The sequence below is a fragment of the Deltaproteobacteria bacterium genome (assembly GCA_022340465.1).
Taxonomy (GTDB): Bacteria; Desulfobacterota; Desulfobacteria; order Desulfobacterales; family B30-G6; genus JAJDNW01.
In genome coordinates this window covers 1-22,375 of sequence record JAJDNW010000066.1, presented here as the reverse complement: position 1 = coordinate 22,375, position 22,375 = coordinate 1, and the positions used below count along the sequence as shown (strand labels likewise).

The 22,375-nt window shown below is 50.1% G+C and carries 15 protein-coding genes and 2 pseudogenes; 6 read left to right on the top strand and 11 right to left on the bottom strand.

Annotated features, from left to right (window positions below; all coding sequences use genetic code 11):
• The first annotated feature begins 33 nt into the window (after positions 1–33).
• The 3 genes from LJE94_10360 to LJE94_10350 all read left to right on the top strand — a co-directional run bounded on the left by LJE94_10360 (position 34) and on the right by LJE94_10350 (position 7,216).
• Positions 34–1,299, top strand: coding sequence for a DNA repair exonuclease (locus tag LJE94_10360; GenBank protein MCG6910509.1), 1,266 nt, complete (start codon positions 34–36; stop codon positions 1,297–1,299).
• Entirely contained in the window at positions 1,296–4,808 is a 3,513-nt protein-coding gene (locus LJE94_10355; protein ID MCG6910508.1) for an AAA family ATPase, read from the top strand. The genes LJE94_10360 and LJE94_10355 overlap by 4 nt, the downstream gene beginning before the upstream one ends.
• A 596-nt stretch (positions 4,809–5,404) precedes the next feature.
• Entirely contained in the window at positions 5,405–7,216 is a 1,812-nt protein-coding gene (locus tag LJE94_10350) for a cation:proton antiporter (protein MCG6910507.1), read from the top strand.
• A 13-nt stretch (positions 7,217–7,229) separates the two neighbouring features.
• Here LJE94_10350 and LJE94_10345 read toward each other — a convergent pair whose 3' ends face one another.
• The 7 genes and pseudogenes from LJE94_10345 to LJE94_10315 all read right to left on the bottom strand — a co-directional run bounded on the left by LJE94_10345 (position 7,230) and on the right by LJE94_10315 (position 15,024).
• On the bottom strand, positions 7,230–7,382 hold the full coding sequence (locus LJE94_10345; protein ID MCG6910506.1) for a hypothetical protein: 153 nt from the start codon (positions 7,380–7,382) through the stop codon (positions 7,230–7,232).
• Positions 7,383–7,769: 387 nt separating this feature from the next.
• A pseudogene (locus tag LJE94_10340) lies at positions 7,770–7,886 on the bottom strand (addiction module antidote protein, HigA family).
• A 9-nt stretch (positions 7,887–7,895) separates the two neighbouring features.
• Positions 7,896–11,123, bottom strand: a complete 3,228-nt coding sequence (locus tag LJE94_10335) for an efflux RND transporter permease subunit (GenBank protein MCG6910505.1) — start codon at positions 11,121–11,123, stop codon at positions 7,896–7,898.
• 13 nt (positions 11,124–11,136) lie between these two features.
• Complete coding sequence (locus tag LJE94_10330) at positions 11,137–12,270, bottom strand: efflux RND transporter periplasmic adaptor subunit (protein MCG6910504.1); 1,134 nt, start codon at positions 12,268–12,270, stop codon at positions 11,137–11,139.
• An 18-nt stretch (positions 12,271–12,288) separates the two neighbouring features.
• On the bottom strand, positions 12,289–12,525 hold the full coding sequence (locus LJE94_10325; GenBank protein ID MCG6910503.1) for a MoaD/ThiS family protein: 237 nt from the start codon (positions 12,523–12,525) through the stop codon (positions 12,289–12,291).
• 342 nt (positions 12,526–12,867) lie between these two features.
• Entirely contained in the window at positions 12,868–13,872 is a 1,005-nt protein-coding gene (locus LJE94_10320; GenBank protein MCG6910502.1) for a metal-dependent hydrolase, read from the bottom strand.
• Positions 13,873–14,367: 495 nt separating this feature from the next.
• Positions 14,368–15,024 carry an NAD(P)/FAD-dependent oxidoreductase gene (locus LJE94_10315; protein MCG6910501.1) on the bottom strand — a complete coding sequence of 219 codons (657 nt, stop codon included), beginning with the start codon at positions 15,022–15,024 and terminating at the stop codon, positions 14,368–14,370.
• A gap of 738 nt (positions 15,025–15,762) precedes the next feature.
• Here LJE94_10315 and uvsE point away from each other — a divergent pair.
• Positions 15,763–16,680, top strand: coding sequence for a UV DNA damage repair endonuclease UvsE (uvsE, locus tag LJE94_10310; GenBank protein MCG6910500.1), 918 nt, complete (start codon positions 15,763–15,765; stop codon positions 16,678–16,680).
• Positions 16,681–16,756: 76 nt separating this feature from the next.
• On the opposite strand, the pseudogene LJE94_10305 reads toward uvsE, so the two are convergent.
• The 4 genes and pseudogenes from LJE94_10305 to LJE94_10290 all read right to left on the bottom strand — a co-directional run bounded on the left by LJE94_10305 (position 16,757) and on the right by LJE94_10290 (position 19,219).
• Positions 16,757–16,882: pseudogene (locus tag LJE94_10305) on the bottom strand (SDR family NAD(P)-dependent oxidoreductase).
• An 85-nt stretch (positions 16,883–16,967) separates the two neighbouring features.
• Complete coding sequence (locus tag LJE94_10300) at positions 16,968–17,378, bottom strand: phosphate-starvation-inducible PsiE family protein (GenBank protein ID MCG6910499.1); 411 nt, start codon at positions 17,376–17,378, stop codon at positions 16,968–16,970.
• A gap of 54 nt (positions 17,379–17,432) precedes the next feature.
• Positions 17,433–18,200 carry an SDR family oxidoreductase gene (locus LJE94_10295; protein MCG6910498.1) on the bottom strand — a complete coding sequence of 256 codons (768 nt, stop codon included), beginning with the start codon at positions 18,198–18,200 and terminating at the stop codon, positions 17,433–17,435.
• A gap of 716 nt (positions 18,201–18,916) precedes the next feature.
• Positions 18,917–19,219 carry a hypothetical protein gene (locus LJE94_10290; protein MCG6910497.1) on the bottom strand — a complete coding sequence of 101 codons (303 nt, stop codon included), beginning with the start codon at positions 19,217–19,219 and terminating at the stop codon, positions 18,917–18,919.
• A 1,062-nt stretch (positions 19,220–20,281) separates the two neighbouring features.
• Here LJE94_10290 and LJE94_10285 point away from each other — a divergent pair.
• Together LJE94_10285 and LJE94_10280 are read left to right on the top strand one after the other, a co-directional pair.
• Positions 20,282–21,376 (top strand): tyrosine-type recombinase/integrase, encoded by a 1,095-nt coding sequence (locus tag LJE94_10285; GenBank protein MCG6910496.1) that lies wholly within the window; start codon positions 20,282–20,284, stop codon positions 21,374–21,376.
• Positions 21,351–22,265: a tyrosine-type recombinase/integrase gene (locus LJE94_10280; protein MCG6910495.1), complete on the top strand. Its 915-nt coding sequence runs from the start codon at positions 21,351–21,353 to the stop codon at positions 22,263–22,265. The genes LJE94_10285 and LJE94_10280 overlap by 26 nt, the downstream gene beginning before the upstream one ends.
• Positions 22,266–22,375: the final 110 nt, after the last annotated feature.

The following is a 22,375-nucleotide window of genomic DNA, read 5'->3' as shown; positions in this document are numbered from 1 at the left end:
CCTTAGAAAAAAATGAGGCCCGGGGAGCTGGTCATGTTTAAATTTCTTCACGCAGCGGACGTGCATCTGGACAGCCCGTTGCGCGGCCTATCCAAATACGAGTCCGCACCTGCCGAAACCATTCGCAACGCCTGCCGCAGAGCGTTCGAAAATCTTGTCGATTTAGCCATCGAAGAGAAGGTCGCATTCGTATTGCTGGCAGGCGACCTGTACGACGGTGAATGGAAAGATTACAGCACGGGTATATTTCTCAGCAGGCAAATGGGCCGGCTCGGCAAAAACGACATACCTGTTTTTGCCGTCGCCGGGAACCATGATGCGGCCAACCGTATGACCAGGGCGCTCGATGTCCCGGCCAACATGAAGATCCTGTCGTCGAGAAAAGTTGAAACAGTAAGGCTGGACAAGTATCCGGTCGCGATTCATGGGCGCAGCTTTGGCACGCAGCACGTCGATAAAAATATTGCGGTGGAATTTGCCGCTGCCGAAAAAGGCATGTTCAACATCGGCCTCCTTCACACCAGTCTCGATGGCCGCGAAGGCCACGCACGTTACGCACCGTGCAAAATAGACGACCTGCGATCCAAAGGGTATCAATACTGGGCCTTGGGGCACGTCCACAAGCAGGAGCTTGTGTCCGAGGAACCCCACATCGTTTTTCCCGGCTGCATCCAGGGGCGGCACATTCGCGAAACCGGCCCCAAGGGGTGTGTCATCGTGACCGTCGTGGATGGATCGGTGAGCGAAATAGAAAAGTGCCCTCTGGATGTTCTGCGTTGGGTTTACAACCGTATAGACCTGACGGATGCATCCGATATGGCAGAGGTCCTCGAGCGGGCACGAATGTCCATTTCCAATCAGGGGATGTCGACCCGGGGGCGTCCCATCGCCATGCGCGTTCGTTTCGAAGGTGCAACGGCAATTTCAAATGAGCTGGCGGCATATCCGGAAAGATTCGAGCGGCGGATCAAGGCGCTTGGCGCAGAAATTGCCGGGGATGATCTGTGGATAGAAAAAGTTGAAATTGCAACGGCCGGCAAATTGAATTTGGATGCGGTGTTAGCCGAGGGCGGTGCCCTGGGCAAATTGATGGAGGGCATATTGGCGACACCATCCAAGCCGGAGGAGATCGGCGGCCTTGAGGACGTCGTTTCCGAGCTTAAGCAGAAGATTCCCACAGAGGCGTTCGGGGATGACGCCCTTTTTAATCTCGAAGAACCCCAAACGCTTGAGCGTCTTATCAATGAAGCCAAACAGATGCTGGCTGGAAGGATGTTGACGGGCGGAGGTTCGAAATGAGAATCGACCGGTTCGATTTGATCGCATACGGCCCGTTCACCGACACGGTATTGGACTTGTCGGACGGGGTATCAGGCCTGCATGTGATATACGGAGACAATGAAGCGGGTAAAAGTACGTCACTGAGAGCGCTCACCGGATGGTTGTTCGGCATACCGGTACGGACCAATGACAACTTTCTCCACGCCAACCCGCAATTGCGGATAGGCGGTAAACTCAAGCTGTCTGGCGGCAAAACATTGGAATTCGTTCGCAGGAAGGGGACCAAAGGGACGTTGTTGGACCCAAGCACCGGCGAGTCCCTTGACGATGCTGTTTTAACGCCGTTTTTGCCCGGCGGCATGGATGAGAACCTGTTTACAAAATTGCATGGCATCGATCATGTCAGACTGGTGGAGGGCGGCAGGGAGCTGCTGAACCAGTCCGGTGATCTCGGCCAGGCGCTTTTCAGCGCGGCCATGGGTACTGCAAGCCTCCGTGAAATTTTGTCCGACCTGCGCAACGGTGCCGAAGAACTTTTTAAACCGAGGGCATCCACCAAGGTCGTCAACAAGGCAATCGCCGATTTCAGAGATGCAAAAAGGCGGGTCAAGGAGGCGAGTGTCCCGGTTGCAGAATGGAAACGGCTGAAAAAAGGCCTGGCAGAAACGGTAAAAGACATTGAAAAGGTCGAAGAAGAGATCAAAGGCAAAAGCAAAGAAAAAAGCCGCCTGGATCGATTCAACCGTGTAAAAGGTGCGTTGGCCGAAAGACGCGCCGTCATTGAGCGCATCGATGCCCTGGGGGAGGTACTGCTGCTGCCGGAAGAATTCGGGGACACATTACAAGATGCCCGCAACCGCCTGCGGTCGATCGGAGAGATTAAAAGCAAGGCCGAAGCCAACCTGGCGCGTTTGAAAGAGAACGCCGGGAAAATCCATGTCAGGGCCGAGTTGTTGGACAACGAAGCGGTGATTCTGGCACTTTACAAAGAGATCGGCAGTGTCGAAAAGGCGATCCAGGATCGTCCCCGGCAAGATGCAAAACGACGGCTGCTGCGCAGTGAAGCGGAACAGCTCCTGAAAAGCGTCCGTCCAGACCTCGGCGTTGCCGATGCCGGACGGCTAAGACCGCTGACCAACAATAAAAAGTGGATCACCGATCTGGCCAGGCGGCACAGCCTTTTGGAACAGAAGCAGGAAAATTCGGAACGCGCAGCAAAGGATATCGAGGACGAACAGGCGACAATCGAGAAGCAAATTGGCGAACACGCCGATTCGAAGCTGGATTTGAGTGAATTGAAAGCGGCGGTTGCCGCTGCGCGCAGGGCCGGTGATCTGGAAAAACGTCTAAACGACGCTCAAAAACGTGCTTCGGAAGACAGCCAGGCATGTCAAAACGAGTTCTCACGACTTGGACGGTTTTCGGGAACCATCGATGCCCTTCTAAAATTGGTTGTGCCTCTGCCCGAAACGTTAGACGCATTCGAAAAAAGATTTGATGAGCTGCTTGAGGAAGCAAGGGATCTCGACCGTGTAAAAAAAGATCTTTCAGAGGAACGCAAGCATGCGGAACAGGATTTAAACGTGCTGCTGAGGACCAGCAATGCGCCGACAATAGCCGAGCTTGAAGATTCGCGCACGCTGCGGGACGCCGGATGGGATCTCATAAAACGCAAGTACATCAAAAAAGCCGATGCAGAAAAGGAAATCGCCGCCTATGCGCACGATTCCGACCTGCCAACGCTTTACGAGCAGAAAGTCGGCGAAGCGGATCACATATCGGACCAACTCAGATTAGCCTCGGACCAGGTGGTAAAAAGAGCGGACCTCGAAGCGAGGATAGAAGATCTCAAGGCGCGTCACAAATTCACAGCAGATGAAACTGAAAAAGTTCAAGCCCGCCAAATCGCCTGTGAGAAGGAATGGAAGGCTGTTTGGGGGCCGTTGGAGATAAGCCCCGGAACGCCCAGGGAGATGAAACAGTGGCTGCTGAAGGTAGACCACCTGCTGTCAGGTCTTCGGTCGGCCCGGGTCGTTTCCGGGGAGGCGCAGACGTTGGCTGCGGCCTGTAACGCGTTAAGGAAAAGCATTGCCCTGCAAATATCAAGCGTCGATGACGCTGTCGATACGGATCTGATGAGCCTGGAAGCCATGATCAGCCTCTGTGAACAGCGTATCGAGAAGGAAGAAGAAGCGCTTGAAAGAAAGCGCCAATGGGAGCATTCGCTGAGAGACCTGTCGGTTCACAAAAAAAGAGCGCGCGAAGACCTTGCATCGATTGAAAAAGAGAGGGCCGTTTGGTCTAGGGAATGGGTGCAGGCCATCGCCGGGTTGGGATTGGAACCCGATACCCACCCGGCACGGGCCACGGAGGTCTTCGAACAGCTGCTGGCGTTTTTCGACAAGTTCGACAGGTCTGAAGAGCTGCACCGGCGGATTTACGGGATTGACCAGGTTTCCGAGCAATTTCGCCTAAAGGTGAAGACATTCGCCGCCGGCATCGGCTTCAAAGCGGATGACCAAGAGGCTGCATCCGTCGCCGCACAGCTGAACCGGGAATTGACCCGGGCACGTGAGGCGAGGGCGGGCCTGGAAAAAATACAGGCCCAGGAAAAAGAAACAACGGCGGAAGTCGAAAATGCCGGCCTGACAATCCGTTCGGTAGAGGAACAGCTTGCGACCCTGCGGAAACAGGCGAGTGCCAAAACAGACGATGCGCTCGAAGCGGCGTGGGATCGTTCCCGGACCATGCGTGATTTGAACCAGCGGCTCGAGACGGTTGAACGCGAGCTGACCCGCAATGGAGATGGGTTAAGCATTCAAGATCTCGAAAATGAAGCTGTTGCGCTGGATGCCGATGCTGTCGGGGATGATCTCGATCGTGTTTCCGAGGAGCTGAAGGTCTTGCAGGCGACCCGTGACAGGCTGCGCGACCAGAGACAAACGGTTCAAACCGAGATGCAGGCCATAGACGGCAGCGACACGGCCGCCGTTGCATCGGAGGAGGCTGAGCAGCACCTCGCCGCCATGGCTTCCGGTATCGAGCAATATCTTCGCCTCCAGATTGCCGCCCTCATTTTGGAGCAGCGCATAGATGCGTATCGCCGGAAAAACCAGGCACCTGTCCTGGCACGGGCGGGCGAATTGTTTGCCAGACTCACCTTAGGCTCCTTCGCGAACCTGCGCGATGAATTGACCGAAAGCGGTGTGCCGATTCTACTGGGCGTTCGCCCGGACGACGCAGAGGTGGCGGTAGATCAGATGAGTGATGGAACCCGCGATCAACTCTATCTGGCGCTACGGCTTGCAACGCTCGAGCAATACCTGCGGAAAGGAGAGCCGATGCCTTTTGTGGTCGACGACATTCTCATCGGATTTGACGACAACCGCACGAAGGTCTGCCTGGAGATCTTTGCCGAGCTTTCGGATATCACCCAGGTATTGGTTTTTACCCATCATCGAAGGGTTGTGGAACTGGCGGAAAGGCTCGAAGCGCAAGCGGGCATTTTCATCCATGCGCTGCATTGATTGACATATCGAACGCGAACGATGTCTTGTATTGGAGTCGAGATTTGAAGCACGGAACACAGCGCCTGGCAAACGCCCTGCCTAAAATGGCGATGGCCGTCATCCTGGGGATTGCAGTGGGTCTGGTGATCGGCATGGGGCTCAACTAACCCGGGGGGCGGCGCACACGTTCTTCTTAAAGAGAATACCGGTTGCCTGATACCCCTGCCCTCCTGCAATAGAAATGAATGTGCCTCAGAGGCGCTTGCAACAGGGGCTATAAGTCGATCGAAGCAACATGTTAGCCACAAAATGGAAAGAAGCATATATAGCAAATCAAGCGGGCACTGATTATCGTGTCAGCACCCGGCTTTGACTTAATTATCCTGCATTAACAGTTAGTTTGCGTGGTGTTGCTTTCTCGACCTTGGGCAGAACCAGTCAAGCACACCGTCTTTTAAATCGGCGGTGATTTTTTCCTGTCTTGAAAGTTTATCATAAAGACAACTTGTATTTTCAAAATTACCACCATACGTTTTGGCCTTTCTTCAACCTGTGCTCTCATGGCGGTCTTAAAATGTCACCACCATGACACAGCCCCTTACATGGAATAGCAGATGACTGACGCAATCTATATCATTGCAGCCGTGCTGGTCGCCGGGATCGGATGCCAATGGTTGGCCTGGCGTCTACGAATACCGGCGATCCTCATTTTACTGTTGGTAGGAATCATTGCGGGGCCACTTTTAGGCTGGCTAGACCCGGATATGCTTTTCGGTGATCTGCTGTTTCCTTTCGTCTCCCTCTCAGTCGCGTTGATTCTGTTCGAGGGTGGGCTCACCCTTGAATTTCACCAGATTCGCGGCTTACGCCGCGTCATCAGGCGGTTGATTTCGGTGGGTGCCCTGGCAACCTGGCTTCTGATCACGCTGGCCACCCGGTTGTTCTTCGGTTTGGGGTGGGACATCTGCCTATTGTTTGGTGCATTGACAGTGGTGACCGGTCCAACCGTCATTGTACCGATGCTGCGTTCAATCCGCCCAAACGCATCCATCGCGCATATCCTGCGATGGGAAGGCATTCTCATCGACCCTATCGGGGCGATCCTTGCGGTGCTGGTTTACGAGGTGATCCTGGCGGGCGTTGAAGCATCTATATACCATACGATGTTGACCCTCGTTAAAATGGTTCTGGTGGGTCTTACGTTGGGGTTGGCGGCCGGGCAGTTGACAGGGGGACTAATACGGCGGCATTGGCTGCCCGACTACCTTCACAATGTCTTTACGCTCTCCCTGGTTTGCGGCGTCTTTGCCGTAGCGGATCTGATGCAAGGGGAGTCCGGTCTTCTGGCGGTAACGGTAATGGGTATGCGGCTGGCCAACATTAGGGATGTCGATACCGATCAGTTGGTAAATTTCAAGGAGAGCATCAGCGTGCTTCTGATTTCTCTGCTGTTCATCGTTCTGGCGGCCCGGCTGCAACCCGATGCGTTGGTGCAGCTTGGCTGGGCCGGCGTTGGAATCCTGGTCGCGGTGCAGTTTGTCGCCCGTCCTATAAGTGTGACGTTAGCCACGGTGGGTACAAATCTGTCTTTGCGCGAAAGGCAATTGCTGGCCTGGATCGCTCCCCGCGGGATCGTGGCGGCTGCCGTTTCATCGCTGTTCGCCCTGCGTCTTGAACAGGTGGGACATCCCGAAGCCGGTTTTCTGGTTCCGCTGACTTTTCTGGTGATTATCGGTACCGTCGTTTTGCAGGGTTTGACCAGTGCCCCCCTGGCTCGGGCCTTGGGGGTTGCAGAGGCCGTTCCCAAAGGCATACTGGTCGTCGGAGCAGGTCCGGTGTCACGAGCCCTGGCCAAAGTTTTGTTGGATTGCGGGTTCCGGCCACAGTTGGTCGATGATAACCGCGATAACATCAGGCAAAGCCGGATGGAGGGATTGAATACCTACTACGGCAATCCTCTGTCGGATCACGCCGACCGCTATATAGACCTGATCGGGGTCGGGGCAATGCTGGCGCTAACGCCCAATGCCGAGTTGAACACGCTGGCGGTCCTGCATTATCGTTTGGAACTCGGCCGAGACTTGGTTTATGCGGTACGAACGGAGTACGAAAAGGAGACTAATGCACGCCGGAAAACCTCCATTCGGCAGCGCCCAAGGCTGCTCTTTTCTGCCAACATCACCTATGCCAAGCTGGCCAGTCTGCTCTCACAGGATTGGGAATTCCGCAGTACTGAGCTGACGGAAAGTTTTGGATGGGAAGACTACCTGGAAACATGGGGGGATCGTGCGCTGCCCCTGATGGCCATCAGTCCCAAGGGACAACTGCACCCGTTTGCCGATGGCAGCACTGCTTCCCCTGAGGCCGATTGGCAGGTAATTTCAATCGTTAAGGATAAGAAAAAACCCATTTTCGAAAACAGGTAATCGCTATTTAGGATCAGCTAAGTCTCGATCTTGCCGATTTGATAGCTTCGTTCATGGCTTCCCAGGCTAGATCCGCCCCGGATTTTAGATCTTCCCAGGCATCCTCGCCGGACCGCGTCATCTCGGCAACTTTGTTTTCGATTTCAAGGCGTTTCTGCTTCAGCATTTCGATTTGCTTCTGATATTCAATTCTAGACTCGGCCTCAACCTGATCTGCTTTTATTACCCCAAGGTTGCATAAACAACATGACAGAGAATAGATAATGCATTGTAATAATATACAAATTCATAACAACATCGCAAGCTTCTGGATAGAACCACCGGTGCATTCCAGGGGTCTTGCCTATTTTGCCATGTTGTTTACCCTTCGGGAAAGCCTGAAAACTTCAGATTCTACGTTGCTGAGGGTTCGAAGTAAAGAACTACGACTTCACCCTCAGGCGCCTTGACTCTGAAGCCCTCAGGCTTTTGCAACGTTGGGGGTTAACAGAACCTCAAGAATTATTTTAAGTCACATCGATGACTTAAGAAGTTGGCTATCAACGTTTCAAATGGGAGGAACAGAAAGGTCACGAGAGAGCTTATTGATGCTGATACCGAATGGTTCCATAAAGTCTTTACGCAGGATTTCACCTGGTGTAATCGGATCAAAAAATTTGATTGCGTTCACTACTGCGGTTCAAGCTGTCTTTTTTTTCAACTCAACCACTTGGGGGGTATTACAGTTGATGGTCCACTGGCAATCGTCTTCGGCGGTCAAACGGCAACCAACTGGCACTTTAAAATCACTGGGCTGCGGTAATAAGCACGCCGTGGTCACATCGTCAGGATCAGTCGCCGCGACTGCCGTTTGCTTGCGTTCACGGGCAATGAGCATGTAAATTGATGGAATTACCAACAACGTAAATGCCGTACCAACAGCCATCCCTCCCACCAAAACCAGGCCAATGGAGTTGCGTGATGCAGCCCCGGCGCCGCTGGCTAAGATCAGGGGAAAATAGCCGACAATAGTGGCAAAACTGGTCATTAAAACGGGTCGCAAGCGGGTCTGGGCCGCTTCGCGGATGGCAGCATGCTTGCTTCGGCCTTGTCGTTGAAGCTTATTGGCGAATTCTACAATTAAAATACCGTTTTTGGACACAACACCCACCAGCGTTACCAGACCCACTTGTGAGTATATATTGAGGGTCGTCGATATGCTATCCGTCCAGAAGGCGACATTGGGATTGGGCATCCGCAGAAAGGTAAAAATGAGAGCACCAAACAACGCCAGGGGAACGGAGCCCGCCATAATGACAAAGGGATCGCGAAAGCTGTTGTACTGCGCTGCAAGGGTAAGAAAAATCATGATAAGAGCCAGGCTAAAGGCGGGCAAGAACTTGTTGCCCTCGGTGCGCAGCTGCCGGGATTCACCCGTATAGTCAATTACGTAGCCGGGCGGGAGAATCTTGGCGGCCTCGTCTTCGAGAAAGCGCAGGGCGTCATCCAAAGGCCGCACCGCTACGCCACTGAGGGTCACCGCATTGAATTGCTGAAAACGGTTGATGGCACGTGCCACGGTACGATTCTCAAGGGTTGCAATGGTGCTCAAGGGCACCAACCGATTATCCGGGCCACTGACATAAACGTTTCTCAACTGTTCCGCGGTCAATCGATCCGTTCGCTTTATCTGCGGGATAATCTTATAGCTGCGCCCATCAATGCTAAACCGATTGACATAGTTGCCCCCCACCAGTGAAGACAGATCCCTCCCCACCTGCTGAAGGTTGAGACCCAAATCCGCAACCTTGTCCCGGTCAATTTGAATTTCCGTTTCGGGCTGATCAATCTTGACATCGATGATTGGCGGAAAGGCAAACATCCCGCTCTGGATGGCCTTGATCTGCAACTGACGGGCCACATCCAATATTTTCTCTGGTTCGTCTGTAGAAGCCAGGATAAATTCCACGGGGAACTGCCCCCCACCCGGGAGTGCCGGGGGGGTTACGGCAAACATCTGAATCCCCGGTATTTGCCCAAGACCCATCTGAACCTCAGGCAATATCTCGAAAATGGTCCGTTCCCGTTGATCCCATGGCTGTACGACCATCCCGCCGAATCCGCCGGATGGTGACGTGATCTGAAAGGTGTAGTTTGTTTCGGGCACGTCCATAAATACATCATTGGCATGCGCCGCATTCCGGCTGGTCTGGTCGAGGGTGGCGTTGGCGGCGGCATCCACAATTCCGAAAATAACGCCCTGATCTTCAGTAGGGGCCAGCTCCTTTGCAGACATCATATAAAGCGGAATGGCAACCAGACCGAGAATGATCCAGACGGCATATACAGCCGGACGGGACTTCAACGTACTCTCCACAAGGCGTCCATAATAGGTACTGAGTCGTTTGAATCTCCGGGAGATTTTCCCTGCCAGTCCGCGATCAGCCATGCCGGGCTTGAGCAGCTTTGACGACATCATGGGCGATAAGGTCAGTGCAACCACCGTTGAAATGGTCACTGCACCGGCCAGCGTAAAGGCAAACTCCCGGAAAAGTGAGCCCGTCAAGCCCCCTTGCAATCCAATGGGTGCATAGACCGCCACCAGAACGATGGTGGTAGCCACAACCGGACCGACCAGTTCGCGAGCCCCGGCAATGGCGGCAGCTTTGGGTGATTTGCCCATGCGAAGATGCCGCTCGATATTCTCAACCATCACGATGGCATCATCCACAACCAACCCCACCGCCAGGACAATGGCCAGCAGCGTCAACAGATTAATGGAAAAGCCGAACACCTGCATGAGAAACAGCCCACCGATGAGTGACAAGGGGATAGCCACGAGGGGCACCAGCGCCGAGCGCAGGGAGCCCATAAACAAAAAAATGACTGCCACCACAATTAAAAGGGTTATCACCAGGGTGTGGGTGACCTCTGAAATGGCACTCTCGATGTAGGCGGTTGCATCGTAAGCCACCCGCCCGGTTAATCCACCGGGCAGCTCAGCGGTAATGGAATCCATTTCATTTCGAATTGCTCGGATCACATTCAGACTATTGGCATTGGGCAGGGGCCAGATGCCCATGAAAACAGCTGTCTGACCTGAAAAGCGGACCTCTGTATCATAGTCTTCAGCACCCAGCACCACATCGGCCACGTCTTGGAGACGAATGATGGCGCCATTTTCTTCGCGAATGACCAAACGCTCAAATTCTTGCACGGACTGAAGATCTGTATCGGCTGTCAAATTAACCTGAACAAGTGATCCCTTGGTTTGCCCGATAGCTGCCAGAAAATTGTTGGCGGCAAGGGCCTGACGCACCTGCACCGGGCTAACATTGTAGGCCGCCATCCGCTCGGGTTTGAGCCAAATTCGCATGGCAAAGGTACGGCCACCCAATATATCGGCCCGCTGGACACCGGCAATGGCTGACAGTCGCGGTTGCACCACACGAACGAGATAATCGGTTATCTGATTTTGCTGTAAAATGTCAGAAGTGAAACTCAAGTAGGCGGATGCAAATCGGCTATCAGCCGACTCGACATTAATAACAGGCACCTCGGCCTCTGGCGGAAGGTTGCCGCGCACCTGATCAACTTTAGAACTAATTTCAGACAGCGCCTTGATGGCGTCTGCGTTAAGATCTAAACGCGCTGTAATAGTCGAAACCCCCTGCGCGCTGCTGGATTGGATATAGTCGATGCCATCAGCCGCCGCAATGGCACGCTCAAGCGGTGTGGTGATAAATCCCCGCACTAACTCTGCATTGGCACCGGTATAGGCCGTCGTCACTGTTACGGCCGCGTTCTCACTACGCGGGTATTGGCGGACATTGAGATTCAAAAAAGCCTGACCGCCCGCAATGATAATGATCAGGCTGATTACGATGGCCAATACCGGGCGGCGTATGAATATGTCTGTAACTCTCATATCAGTTTTCCTGTCATGCGTCTTCAGGCCTTGGTGATGTTTCAAAGGTTGGTGCTTTGCTGTTGTCAATAACAACCTTCTGGCCATTGCGCAGTTTGAACACCCCTGTACTGACCACCTGTTGTCCGAGGCTTACACCATCTTGGACCGCCACGTAGTCGCCCTGTCTATCACCTAGTTGCACAAATTGCTGACGTAAAACCAACTGACCGGAATCTGCAGTTTCATCGGATACCTCAACCAGAAAAACCGAATCACCATACGGCGCAAAATTGATCGCCGTGGCAGGAACGGTCAGCACCCGCTTTTGTACGGGCAATAGAACCGCCACAGTCACATACATACCGGGGCGTAATCGCCCATCCCTATTGGGCAGTATCGCCTGTACTTCAATGTTTCGGGTCTCGCTATCAACATCCGCGTTGAGTGCAGAAATTTTTCCCTCAAGGGTCTGATCCCCAAGTGCATCGGATTTGACTCTGACAACCAGGTTTTTTTTCAGCTTGTCCAAATATTGCTGCGGCAGCTGAAAAGTGACATAAACGGAATCTAGAGACTGCAGCGCCACAATGGACTGTCCAGGCATGATCACCTCTCCCAGATTGACTTGCCGAAAGCCAAGACGACCGCTAAAGGGCGCTTTGACGGATTTCTTGGCGATACTGGCCTGTATGAGCTCGACCTGGGCCGCGGCCTGTTCAAGTCGCGATCGAAGCTCGTCCATTTGAGAGATGGAGACAACCTTTTTCTTGTACAGGGTTTGTATACGCGCTAATTCTTTCTGGGCCAGGTCTCTTTCGCTGGCGGCTACCTTTAATTGCGCCTTTTCGATGGAGACGTCCTGCTGGACCAACAGTTGTCCCGCACTGACGAGCGCCCCGGATTTAAAGCCTATCTTCACAATCTTTCCAGAGAGCTCGGCTTTTACCTCAAGACCCTTGACCGCTGTCAGGGTCCCGACGGCCTGAATGGTATCTTCCCAGGTCATCCGCTCAACCGTTGCGGCGCTAACGACTTGCGGCGGCGGCACAAAGGATTCGCCCTGGGCAATCATCTGTTTGATTTGAAGGCCCTTTACTGCGCTTAAAGCCCCCACGACAGCTAAGAGACCGAGAATTGCGAATGTAATTCGTGTGAACATTTTCATAATGATCTTCCTTAAGCGCTACATGCCTCCCACGGCAGGTGCGAGTCCAACATTGTCACCGTCTGACAATACCGTTTCAAGAGCTACGACCCGACTGTTGACAAATGCAATTTTAATGTCTTTGGGTAAGATTTCGGCACGTTCCGCGAGATCGTTAACGGTCGCGCCCTCGCTCAAGTCATAGGCCGTACTCTCCCTGTAGTCACACTGGCTGTCCTTGCTCAATGTTGCGAAACATTTTAAATTTACTTTCATGATTGAGTCCTCCCGTATTTCAAATTCTGTACTGATAAACAAAAAATTAAGAGCTGATCCGTCAATTACAATGGGTAATATTTAATGTGTTTATAAGGGCAAATACCTATTACTTAAGGGGTTTAAAAACCCCTTGAAAAATACCCCAGCTTGACTAAAGGCATTTATAGCAGTTTTTTCAGTGATGTTCCGAATTTGGCAGGCGGCGGGTACGCCCTTTTTCAAGCATGAATTTAATTGAGCATGTGACCGTCGATTGATGATATAAAGAGGCAGATGCCTAAAGACCATATATGGCATTTTGAGTTGGGAGAAGTCTAGACTTGTATAGATTAAATGTGATCAAATGATAGGCATGGCGTTCCAGATTCTTTTCCAAACCCAAGCCAGGCCCCGCCAATCCATTTTGGTTCTTAACTTTTCATCGTCAATTGGGTGAGGGTGCAAATCTTCCAATTTAGCGACCTTGAAGCGAAAAACATAGTCGGGTTCCGACCCCATGCGCAAATCGGTCATGATGACGTACTCATCCAGAGTAGAAAAGTTATAATATCCCCTGGTGAACCATTTTAGCTTTGCAACCGGAGGATGTTCTTCGATGCCGGTCATCAATGCCAAATTCCTGGGGTAGAAATCCACGAACAACGGCGTATTCCCATCGAATAGTGAAATGTAGGTTTCGAAATACCGGTCTTTTTCGATGCCCACCACCCGCCAAAGCAAGGTGGTAAAGGGCGCCGGGGAGGATACGAGCTGGGAATAGGAAACCTCCTGGCGAGCAAGCTTCTCCCTCACCCTGCCTTCGATAATTTCTCCGGCGCAAAGCGCCCAAGCAAGATAGGCCAGGCTGAGAAGCAGGCCAGCCTTGTTGAGTTGATGGCCCAACGATTGATGTTTTTTCAGCACCAGCACCGCAAGGATGCCCGATAAAAGCGGTAGGGTAAAAAGGGGATCAATAATAAACAGAACCGGAATTGCCATGGGCGTGGTGTCGAAAGGCCAAAAGATTTGTGTCCCGTATATCGTCATCAGGTCCAGAAGCACACTGGCTTCCAGTACAAGGAAGGAAAGCAGAAACCATTCACGATAATATTGCTTCGTGTCAGAATGGACTTTTGTAATCAGCCAAGCGATTATCGGCGATAAAAGAGCCAGGAGAAGCAAAGAATGGCTAAAGCTTCGGTGATAGACAAAATCATTTACAGGCCCACCCAGGGGGATAAAGACATCCAGATCGGGCAGTGTCCCTAAGACGGCCCCCCAAAACAGGGCCCTCCTGCCGACTTTTTTTCCAAGTACTGCCTCTCCGCAAGCGGCTCCCAATGTTAACTGTGTCAAAGAGTCCATATTTTTTCTAAAACGATCATCTATCACCCATGCGCACGAAGTGTCCATTTTCTGAGAAGTTCAAGCTTCGGGTCCATGTGTGTACCTCAAAAAAGGTGAGTTTGGATCACAGCGGTCAGATCGACAAGGCATTCACCAATATCATCGTAAACATAACCAGCCAAAAGAGCGCCTCGATCATACACACACGGCGGGTGCGAATGGCTGGTAGGCGAGTAGGGAATTGACAATCGTCTCGTGTGAACTTGGTCGGCTGAATAGCAACACACCGTCGTCTTCAGGGACAGCTTCGCCAGCCGGTATGTTCAGACCCTGGCTGGTGTAGATCAGCTGATTCCGGACACGGGGTGGCAGCTAGATACCCCATACCTGTTGGAAAGGGTGACCCGTTCTATGATTTCTTTAAACACGCCCTGTTCGTATAAATGGGTGCGCTGGAACGTGATAATTTTTCCCGGTTTTAAAAAGGGCTGCATCAGGTCCTTTTGGTTTCATTTATTGTAAAGCGGCCCTGAACGGTTCTAGGCCGATGCGTTCGATTGTTTTCCCCAGACGCTCACCTTTTTTAGCAGACTCCTGATAACAGTGAACGATTTTTTCTACTGCCTTCAGGATGCCGTCTTTATCGAGATTGGAAGCAACCTCTTGGGCAATCCGCGGGTCCGCGCCCACGTTTCCGCCGATAACCATCTGCCAGCCGTCTTTAAGGCCGATCAGGCCAATATCCCGCACCCAGGATTCGGAGCAACTCAGATGGCATCCGGATACCGCCATTTTGAATTTGCCGGGCAGACTTTTGGCATGATAGCGCTTGTCGAGTTCCATGCCGATACCCAGCGCATCTTGTTTGCCCAGTTTGCAGTAAGTGTTCCCAGGGCACGAACGAATACTTCGTACGCACAGTCCTACGGCCGCACCTTTGTCTAACTGAATCTCCTGCCACACCTGATCCACGTCATCCTCTTGGATGCCGATGATTGCGATACGTGTAGCCCCGGTAATCTTGATGGCCTGGGCATTATACTTTTCGCTAACATCGGCAATCCGGCGCAGCAGTTCAGGTGTCACCACCCCGCAGGGAATATGGGGCGCGATAGCATATGTTTGTTTGTCACGTTGTAAGATGGCGCCTTTTTCACCCAGTTTCAGCATAAAGTGCCTCCTTTCTGGTATTATGAATATGCTATAAAGCTCGGTACTCGATAAAAACAATGAATATACATTTTAACTTGTCAAGGTGTTGCCTGCCAACCTTTTTGGCAAACCAATGGGACAAACGGGGTAACACTTGTCTCCAGGGCTGATTAAAATTGAGCATGGAAAGTTCTTCCAAAGGCGGCATGCTGGGTTCATATTTGCTTAAAACATGGCCGGCCAGAATCAGGCGCTGTACCTCGTTGGTTCCCTCGTATATGCGATAAAGACGAAATAGACTCTGTTCGGAAATGGTGATGGGTGCATGATGAATCGGTTCGGATCCCAGAGAAAGCAGCCCACATGCGGATGCCATTGCAATCCGAGTTGTTTTATTTCTAATGCCAGTTGGCAAAGCTCGTCCTCAAAGGGAATCGGGGCAAAGTCATTTTGTGGGTCAAACGGTACGGTTCGCACGATAAATACTCCTTTGCGAATCGATGCCACCGTTTTAATCTGCAGTCTGTATGGCAGATCATATATCTAAGGTTGTATTAGGCTGTCAATTTATCGTTTTCATTTAACAATTTAATTTCAGTGTATGGTCGTTATAATATGCCGACAGCCGCCAAAACACCTGCCGTTGACATCTCCTAAATGAATAGGGTAATTAGCCTGAGCTACTGCTGCACTAACATTACGATGCGACCTATTAAATATTTTAGCATCAGAATTTAAAACGGAAATGGGGACGCAATGCTCAGATTAGGACTTTGCTGTGTGTTTAAAGAACATCCTGTCAAATTTCGGAAATCCACTGCAAAATTTCTGTCCCGGCTTTCCGAAGAAGAACGAAAAGTTCGTCTTGCTCGTTTGTGCAGCACCAATGCCGAAAGTCTGATGAGAGCCCTTGTTTACTGTTATGAAAACAATATTGGTTCTTTTCGTATTAACAGTCAGATTTTGCCGTTAAAAACACATCCGGAGATGGGATATGAAATTGACGAACTTCCAGGGGCACAAAAGATCATTGATTCTTTCAAAGCCTGCGGCACATTCAGCCTGAAACATGATATCAGAACAACCTTCCATCCGGATCAATTCATTGTCCTGTCATCAAACCGCTCAGAAGTAATTTGCCGATCTATTTCAGATCTTGAATACCAGGCCCAGGTAGCGGAATGGGTAAATGCCGATGTTATCAATATTCATGCCGGAGGGACTTATGGAGACAAACGGTCAGCCCTGTCCAGGCTTGTGGAAACCATCGAAACGCTATCGGATCCTGTCAGAAAAAGATTGACCCTTGAAAATGATGACAGAAACTATTCTCCCTCTGACCTTTTACCAGTCTGCCATGATGTGGGAATCCCCATGGTTTACGACGTGCACCACCACAGGTGTTTTCCCGACGAATTGTCCGTTGAAAAAGCCACAGAGCAAAGCCTGAGAACATGGAACCGGGAGCCGCTGTTTCATATATCATCGCCAAAAGATGGTTGGGACTCATCGAATCCCAGAAAGCACCATGATTTTATTGACATCAACGACCTGCCCAAGGAGTGGCTATCTATCAATGTCACTGTTGAAGTGGAGGCAAAGGCCAAAGAAATTGCCATAACTAAATTAATAAATGATTTATACCTTATACCTGAGTATGATGGTCACCTTTAAAATACATATCCCTATATTTTTCTCCATCAGCTAATCCTTTGTACGCAAACGATTCACCAATAGATCATCATTGATGATCCGACCTTGCGGTGATATAGATCGCTTCCGCCCCTGCCTGAGCGAAGGCTACTGCGTTCGCCAGCCCGATGCCGCGCGACGCACCTGACAAAAAAATCCTTTTACCCGAAGCACTTCCCTTCAATATTGCATTGGAATTTATTCATTAGAGCCACCTTGTCATCTGCTAATGGATGAACCGGCATGGCACTATAAAATGTGTTCCAGACCTATTCGGACTTTTTTATTTTACGCTTCACCACATAAAATGCAGCGGATACGGCAAGAATCAGTCCTGCCATGCCCAATATGGTCAGGCTGTCATACTTCTCCAGGTCGAAGATGATGACTTTGCGCGCGATGGCTATCAAGGCCACTTCCAGGACGATCTCAACATGGACCACTTTTTCAAGAAGATAGGCCTTGATGGTCTCAAGAAGTTCGACACCAATCAAAACCAACAGAAAGAAACCAAAAATCTCAAGCAGTTCACTGATTTCCAGGAGTATAATCGGTGGCGTAATAATATCTTTGATAATAATCCACCCCAACTCTATGGTGGCCAGCAGGACAACCAGGACCATCATGGATATCAGGCTGGTGATAACGACCTTTTCAAATTGTTTTAAAAATCCGTGCATGTGAATTACCTCACACTTTTGGTGTAACTCGAGGACATTGTTCGGTAGCAGCCATTACAGAAAAATTCCTCCTGAGGCTTCCAGCCGCTGGCCGTTTACCCAGCGTGCGTCTTCGGAACACAGGAAGGCAATGACGCCGCCGATGTCATCGGGTACTCCTACGCGGCCCAGAGCCGTTTGTGCGGCGATCATCTTCTTTACCTGCGGATTGGCATCAAAGGCAGCCTTGGTAAAATCCGTTTCAATGGCGCCCGGTGCCACCAGGTTGGCCCGGATGCCCCTGGGTGCAAATTCCTTGGCAATGTACTTGGTAAACACCTCGATTGCACCTTTCATGGCCGCATAGGCGCTTTGGCCAGGCAATGAGAAGCGGGTCAGCCCTGAGGAGATATTCACCACAGATCCATTGTCATTTATAAGTGGAAGTGCTTTCTGGGTCAGGAAATAGACCCCTTTGAAATGGATATTAAACAGGTTGTCGAAAATCGCTTCGGTCATCTCGCCGATGGGCCTCCGTCCGGCAACACCCGCATTGTTGATCAGAAAATCGAACCTGGCGCTGTTCCAATTTCTTTTCAATGCATCTGTCACATGGCTGAAAAAGCCGTCAAAGGATCCAATGTCGCCGACGTCAAGCTGAAGGGCCAGGGCATTTCGCTGAAAGCGTTCTGAAATATCTTTGACCACGGCCTCGGCAGCGTCCTTTTGCTGGTTATAGGTAATGATCACATCAGCACCGCTGTCAGCGAGACGATAGGCTGCATTCTTTCCCAGGCCTCGGCTTCCGCCGGTAATCAAAGCTATTCTGTTGTTTAGTTTCATCTTCAGCTCCTTTGCGAGACCTACTGTTAATCTGAAGATACACCGGTAATTGGACCCAATAGTTCGGGTGGCGGTTCTTCAAGTCCACTGATCCATCGATCCGGGAACTATTTCAGACCATGGGCGGCACCCGGAAGGACACCTAAAACAGCTCCCCGCCAGGCATTTCCCCCACCTAAATTGGTAAGAATATGTATCTGTGTAAAAAATCACCAGCATCATACCCCTGGTGCTGATTTAAAGAGTCTACCAACAGCCTGAATGTTTTACGTTCAACGTATTTTCTCCGGCATCAAGAAATTGGTGATAGTGGATACCCCTTTGGCCCCAATATCGGGCCCGATCGTGCAAAAACTCACCCCTTGTATTGATGGATTGATAAGAGAAACGCCACAGAAAACTGTCCGGATCCTAATTAAACGGCAGCATGTAGTTGGAAACTAGACCATAGTCAATTTCCAATAATAAAGCGGATAAACACGGCGAAGCCTGGCATTTTAATGGGATCACGGAGTTACCCGTGGGATTACATTAAATGCTCTCTTCCGGGGAGAAAGCAGTGCTGGGTTCTCCACATTCGGGTAAACAATTGATTGGGTTGAAACCGTCTTAACATTTCTTTCCCAGAAAACACTAAAGCACATTTCATATAGGTATACATGGTGCGAAAACCAAAGAAACGGCGAGGGAGGGAGTCACCCCTCCCCGTATCCCCATCACCCGCCGACTTCCCCGGGAGAAAGGTCTCGCCATGCTCGGTCCACACTGCTTCCGATGGTACCGAAAAGATCGTCGATTTCATTTTTGAGGGGCGACCAGTCAGATGGACACTCGGTTTCGAGTTGTTGAACCCTCATCTGGGCAGCGGTCACCTCCTGCTCTAGCTGACCGACAAGCGGTAGAATTTTTTCTTTCTGCTCTGTTCCGTAGCTGTCGGCAACCTTCTTCATGGCTTCGAGCTTTTCGCTCCAAGCTTTTACCTCTGCGTGCATTGCTTTACAGTAGTCTTGTACCTTCATGGTCACTCCTTTCGTGTAATGGATTTTAGCTGCACCTATGATCGCTCCAGGGTGCATTCACAGTGGTTATCGTTGCATAGATTACACACATACACCGGCCTATTCTTGTTCTTTTGGCTACGATATACAATGAATGCCAACGTGGTCCATGTTGCGAGGGTAAGAATTGTAATAAAGAATATTTCCATGATGTCACCTGTTTTTATGATAGATGTCAAAGGTTAGTTTTAGTTTGCATCAAAATGTTTTGTTTAGAGTTAATATAAGGAGAAAACAGCATTTTGCAATATGTGCGCATTGATTGTTTTACGATAGGTTAAAACTATCACCTTAATCTTGTAAAAAATTTGATGAATTTTTTGCTACCATGCGGTATTGAAGGTTTTAGAAATGCTTATAGATTATGTTCAATTAAAGGCCCAATACATACATCCAGTATACTTGAACACAAGTAACTATTTGAGATATAGCCAAAAGCAACATGATCTAATTACATATGCCATGAATCAAAGGCAGGATTTTCCTCTTTTTTTCTTTCGATCCATATAAATTCCGGAAACCAAAGCAAACAAAATGAATGGAATCATCGGCATTCCTATAGCCGCATGGTTGCCCGTAATCATCATGCTGTGCCAACTTGACTTTACCGTATACAATCCGCCGGTAATGCCATGTTTTATTGGCAGGAATTGTTATGAAAACATTTAGGCGATATAAAAATAAATACATTAGCAGATTGCCGGGTTTGTTCCCGGCGTTATCTAACCATCTCATCTCGTCTTGCACGCCGACTTAATTTAAAGATACGCCATGGGCATATGTTCAAGGCGGAAGGGTGGGGGCTAAAATTTTGCGGAGTTGATATGCTGTCGTTGGGTATGGTATCAGTATGTTGCATTATCCAACACTGGTGGTGATAACATACATCGGAAAAAGTTATTTTCACGCGCGAAAAGGCACGATGGTCTCCATTAAAACGTAACAAAATGATATTTGACGCTTAAATGGTTTAAGTGCAATATCTAACTGATTTTTCTATTAAAAGTAGAAAAGGAGGTAGATATGCACAGAGACCAGTTACAGAATATCAACCCAAATCGGCTTCACGGTTGCCATCCATTGGATCTTCACGGCGTTTTTGGCGACCATCCCTTCCATCTCATCGCAGAAAAGCCCAAAACTGCCCCGGAAAAGATCTCTCCACGGCTTAAAGTCCTTGAAAAGATCCTTAAAGAAGTATCATTCATGGATTTTTCTGCCAAAGAACATTTTGCAGGCTATATGCGTGAACGATATCGCCTCAACTGCAAGACCAACACCCTAAGAAACGCAGCCACTTCACTGAAGCAGTTTCTGTCCTTCTACGGTAAATCAGGCAAGAATCACATTGAGCAAATGGACAGAGAGGATATCGAGGCTTTTACGGAAGATCTCCAGGATCGTGGGCTACAGCCCGTGACAGTGACCAACAGGCTTCGATGGGTATATGCGTTTGTACGATTTTTAATTGAGGCTAAAGTTCTGGGCTACGAACTTCTGGAAAGGAAAATCAGAATCAGGCTACCCGACCGCCTGCCACGGGCCATCGACCCTGAAGATGTAAAACGAATATTGTCCGCAATTGACCAGGTTCGCGACCGGGCCATGATCCTGCTTTTGCTGAGAACCGGCATGCGCATCGGCGAGCTGTTGAATACAAAAGTGCATGATTTGGATCTGAACAATAACAGGATACTGATTTATGAAGCCCACAAGACCGGTGTCGGCAGAGTTGCCTACTACAGTGACGATGCACGCGAAGCCCTTATGTCTTGGCTCCAGGTCAGGAACACCTTCAAGGAATACCTGTTCTATGGTCGCGGTGATGGTCACCTATGCTATGAGACCGCCCGCAGCATCTTCGTCAAGTATTTAAAGAAAGCGGGTTTGGAATACAGTGGGTATACGCTTCATTGTCTACGGCATACCTTTGCAACGGAGCTTTTGAACGCAAGGATGCCACTGGAATGTCTGCGTGTTCTATTGGGGCATACCAACCTGGAGGTCACCAGGATATATGCCCGTCTTTCTGATAAAACCAGGGAAAACGAATATTTTATGGCCATGGAGCGTATCTTGAGAGGTGATCCCGATGCAGATGACGCATGTGATTATTAACTTTAGAAGGCACCTGAAACGCCGGAATTTCTCCAAGCATACGGTCAAATACTATCTGAACATCATCAAGCAGTATGTAGTCTGGCTGGATGTGACGCTTGAGGACGCGACTTCAGACAAGGTAGACACCTACATTGATTACCTTCTCAGAAAGAGGATGCATCCGGCGAGCATCAACCTCTACATCACCATCATCAGGGTATTCTACGACTATTTGAAGCATGAGGAGAATGTGGACCTCATCAACCCTGTGAAACGTAACCGCCGTCTGCGTGTACCTAAGCCTTTGCCGAGAAGCCTTCGTGATCATGAGGTCGAAAAGCTGTTCGAATCAATCAAGAGTAACCGCGATATAGCCATGTTCAAGTTGATGCTCAGATGCGGGCTGCGTGTGGAGGAAGTAGCCAACCTGACCATGGGCGCTATTGATCTCAAACGCCGCAGGATCATGGTTCAGCAAGGAAAAGGCGGCAAAGATCGTGTGGTTTATATCAGCAGCGATGCTCTCGATGCATTAAATGCCTACTTGAAGTTCCGTTCTCATTACCGTTCCAAAAACGTTTTCTTGGTTGAGAAAGGGGCCTATAAAGGGAAGGCGATCTCTGTTCGCGGCATTCAAAAACGAATAGAATATTATGCAAAGAAGACCGGCATTGAAGTATCCTGCCACCGTTTGCGGCATACCATGGCTACCCAGTTGCTGAATGCGGAGGCGGAAGTCGAAACCATCCAGGATCTTTTGGGTCACAACTGGATCACGACGACCCAGCGGTATTGTAAGGTATCGAATTTAAAGGTGCAGCGGGACTACTTCAAAGCAATGCGCAATGTTCTGCAACGCTCTGAGCAGCCATTGCCATTGCCGGTTCATCCTCTTGAACCTGGATGATGCCCAGGTTAAATTAGTGCTTGACAACCACCAGAATAAGGGGCAAGCTATAAGCAGATAACCGACTAATTATAATAGAAAAATCAACTTTTGTTACGTCTTATCTCCAT

What these genes read in the sequence shown, in the direction of transcription:
- LJE94_10360 (MCG6910509.1), top strand. Translation starts at nt 34, where the DNA reads ATGTTTAAATTTCTTCACGCAGCGGACGTGCATCTGGACAGCCCGTTG.
- LJE94_10355 (MCG6910508.1), top strand. Translation starts at nt 1,296, where the DNA reads ATGAGAATCGACCGGTTCGATTTGATCGCATACGGCCCGTTCACCGAC.
- LJE94_10350 (MCG6910507.1), top strand. Translation starts at nt 5,405, where the DNA reads ATGACTGACGCAATCTATATCATTGCAGCCGTGCTGGTCGCCGGGATC.
- LJE94_10345 (MCG6910506.1), bottom strand. Translation starts at nt 7,382, where the DNA reads ATGCTGAAGCAGAAACGCCTTGAAATCGAAAACAAAGTTGCCGAGATG.
- LJE94_10335 (MCG6910505.1), bottom strand. Translation starts at nt 11,123, where the DNA reads ATGAGAGTTACAGACATATTCATACGCCGCCCGGTATTGGCCATCGTA.
- LJE94_10330 (MCG6910504.1), bottom strand. Translation starts at nt 12,270, where the DNA reads ATGAAAATGTTCACACGAATTACATTCGCAATTCTCGGTCTCTTAGCT.
- LJE94_10325 (MCG6910503.1), bottom strand. Translation starts at nt 12,525, where the DNA reads ATGAAAGTAAATTTAAAATGTTTCGCAACATTGAGCAAGGACAGCCAG.
- LJE94_10320 (MCG6910502.1), bottom strand. Translation starts at nt 13,872, where the DNA reads ATGGACTCTTTGACACAGTTAACATTGGGAGCCGCTTGCGGAGAGGCA.
- LJE94_10315 (MCG6910501.1), bottom strand. Translation starts at nt 15,024, where the DNA reads ATGCTGAAACTGGGTGAAAAAGGCGCCATCTTACAACGTGACAAACAA.
- uvsE (MCG6910500.1), top strand. Translation starts at nt 15,763, where the DNA reads ATGCTCAGATTAGGACTTTGCTGTGTGTTTAAAGAACATCCTGTCAAA.
- LJE94_10300 (MCG6910499.1), bottom strand. Translation starts at nt 17,378, where the DNA reads ATGCACGGATTTTTAAAACAATTTGAAAAGGTCGTTATCACCAGCCTG.
- LJE94_10295 (MCG6910498.1), bottom strand. Translation starts at nt 18,200, where the DNA reads ATGAAACTAAACAACAGAATAGCTTTGATTACCGGCGGAAGCCGAGGC.
- LJE94_10290 (MCG6910497.1), bottom strand. Translation starts at nt 19,219, where the DNA reads ATGAAGGTACAAGACTACTGTAAAGCAATGCACGCAGAGGTAAAAGCT.
- LJE94_10285 (MCG6910496.1), top strand. Translation starts at nt 20,282, where the DNA reads ATGCACAGAGACCAGTTACAGAATATCAACCCAAATCGGCTTCACGGT.
- LJE94_10280 (MCG6910495.1), top strand. Translation starts at nt 21,351, where the DNA reads ATGCAGATGACGCATGTGATTATTAACTTTAGAAGGCACCTGAAACGC.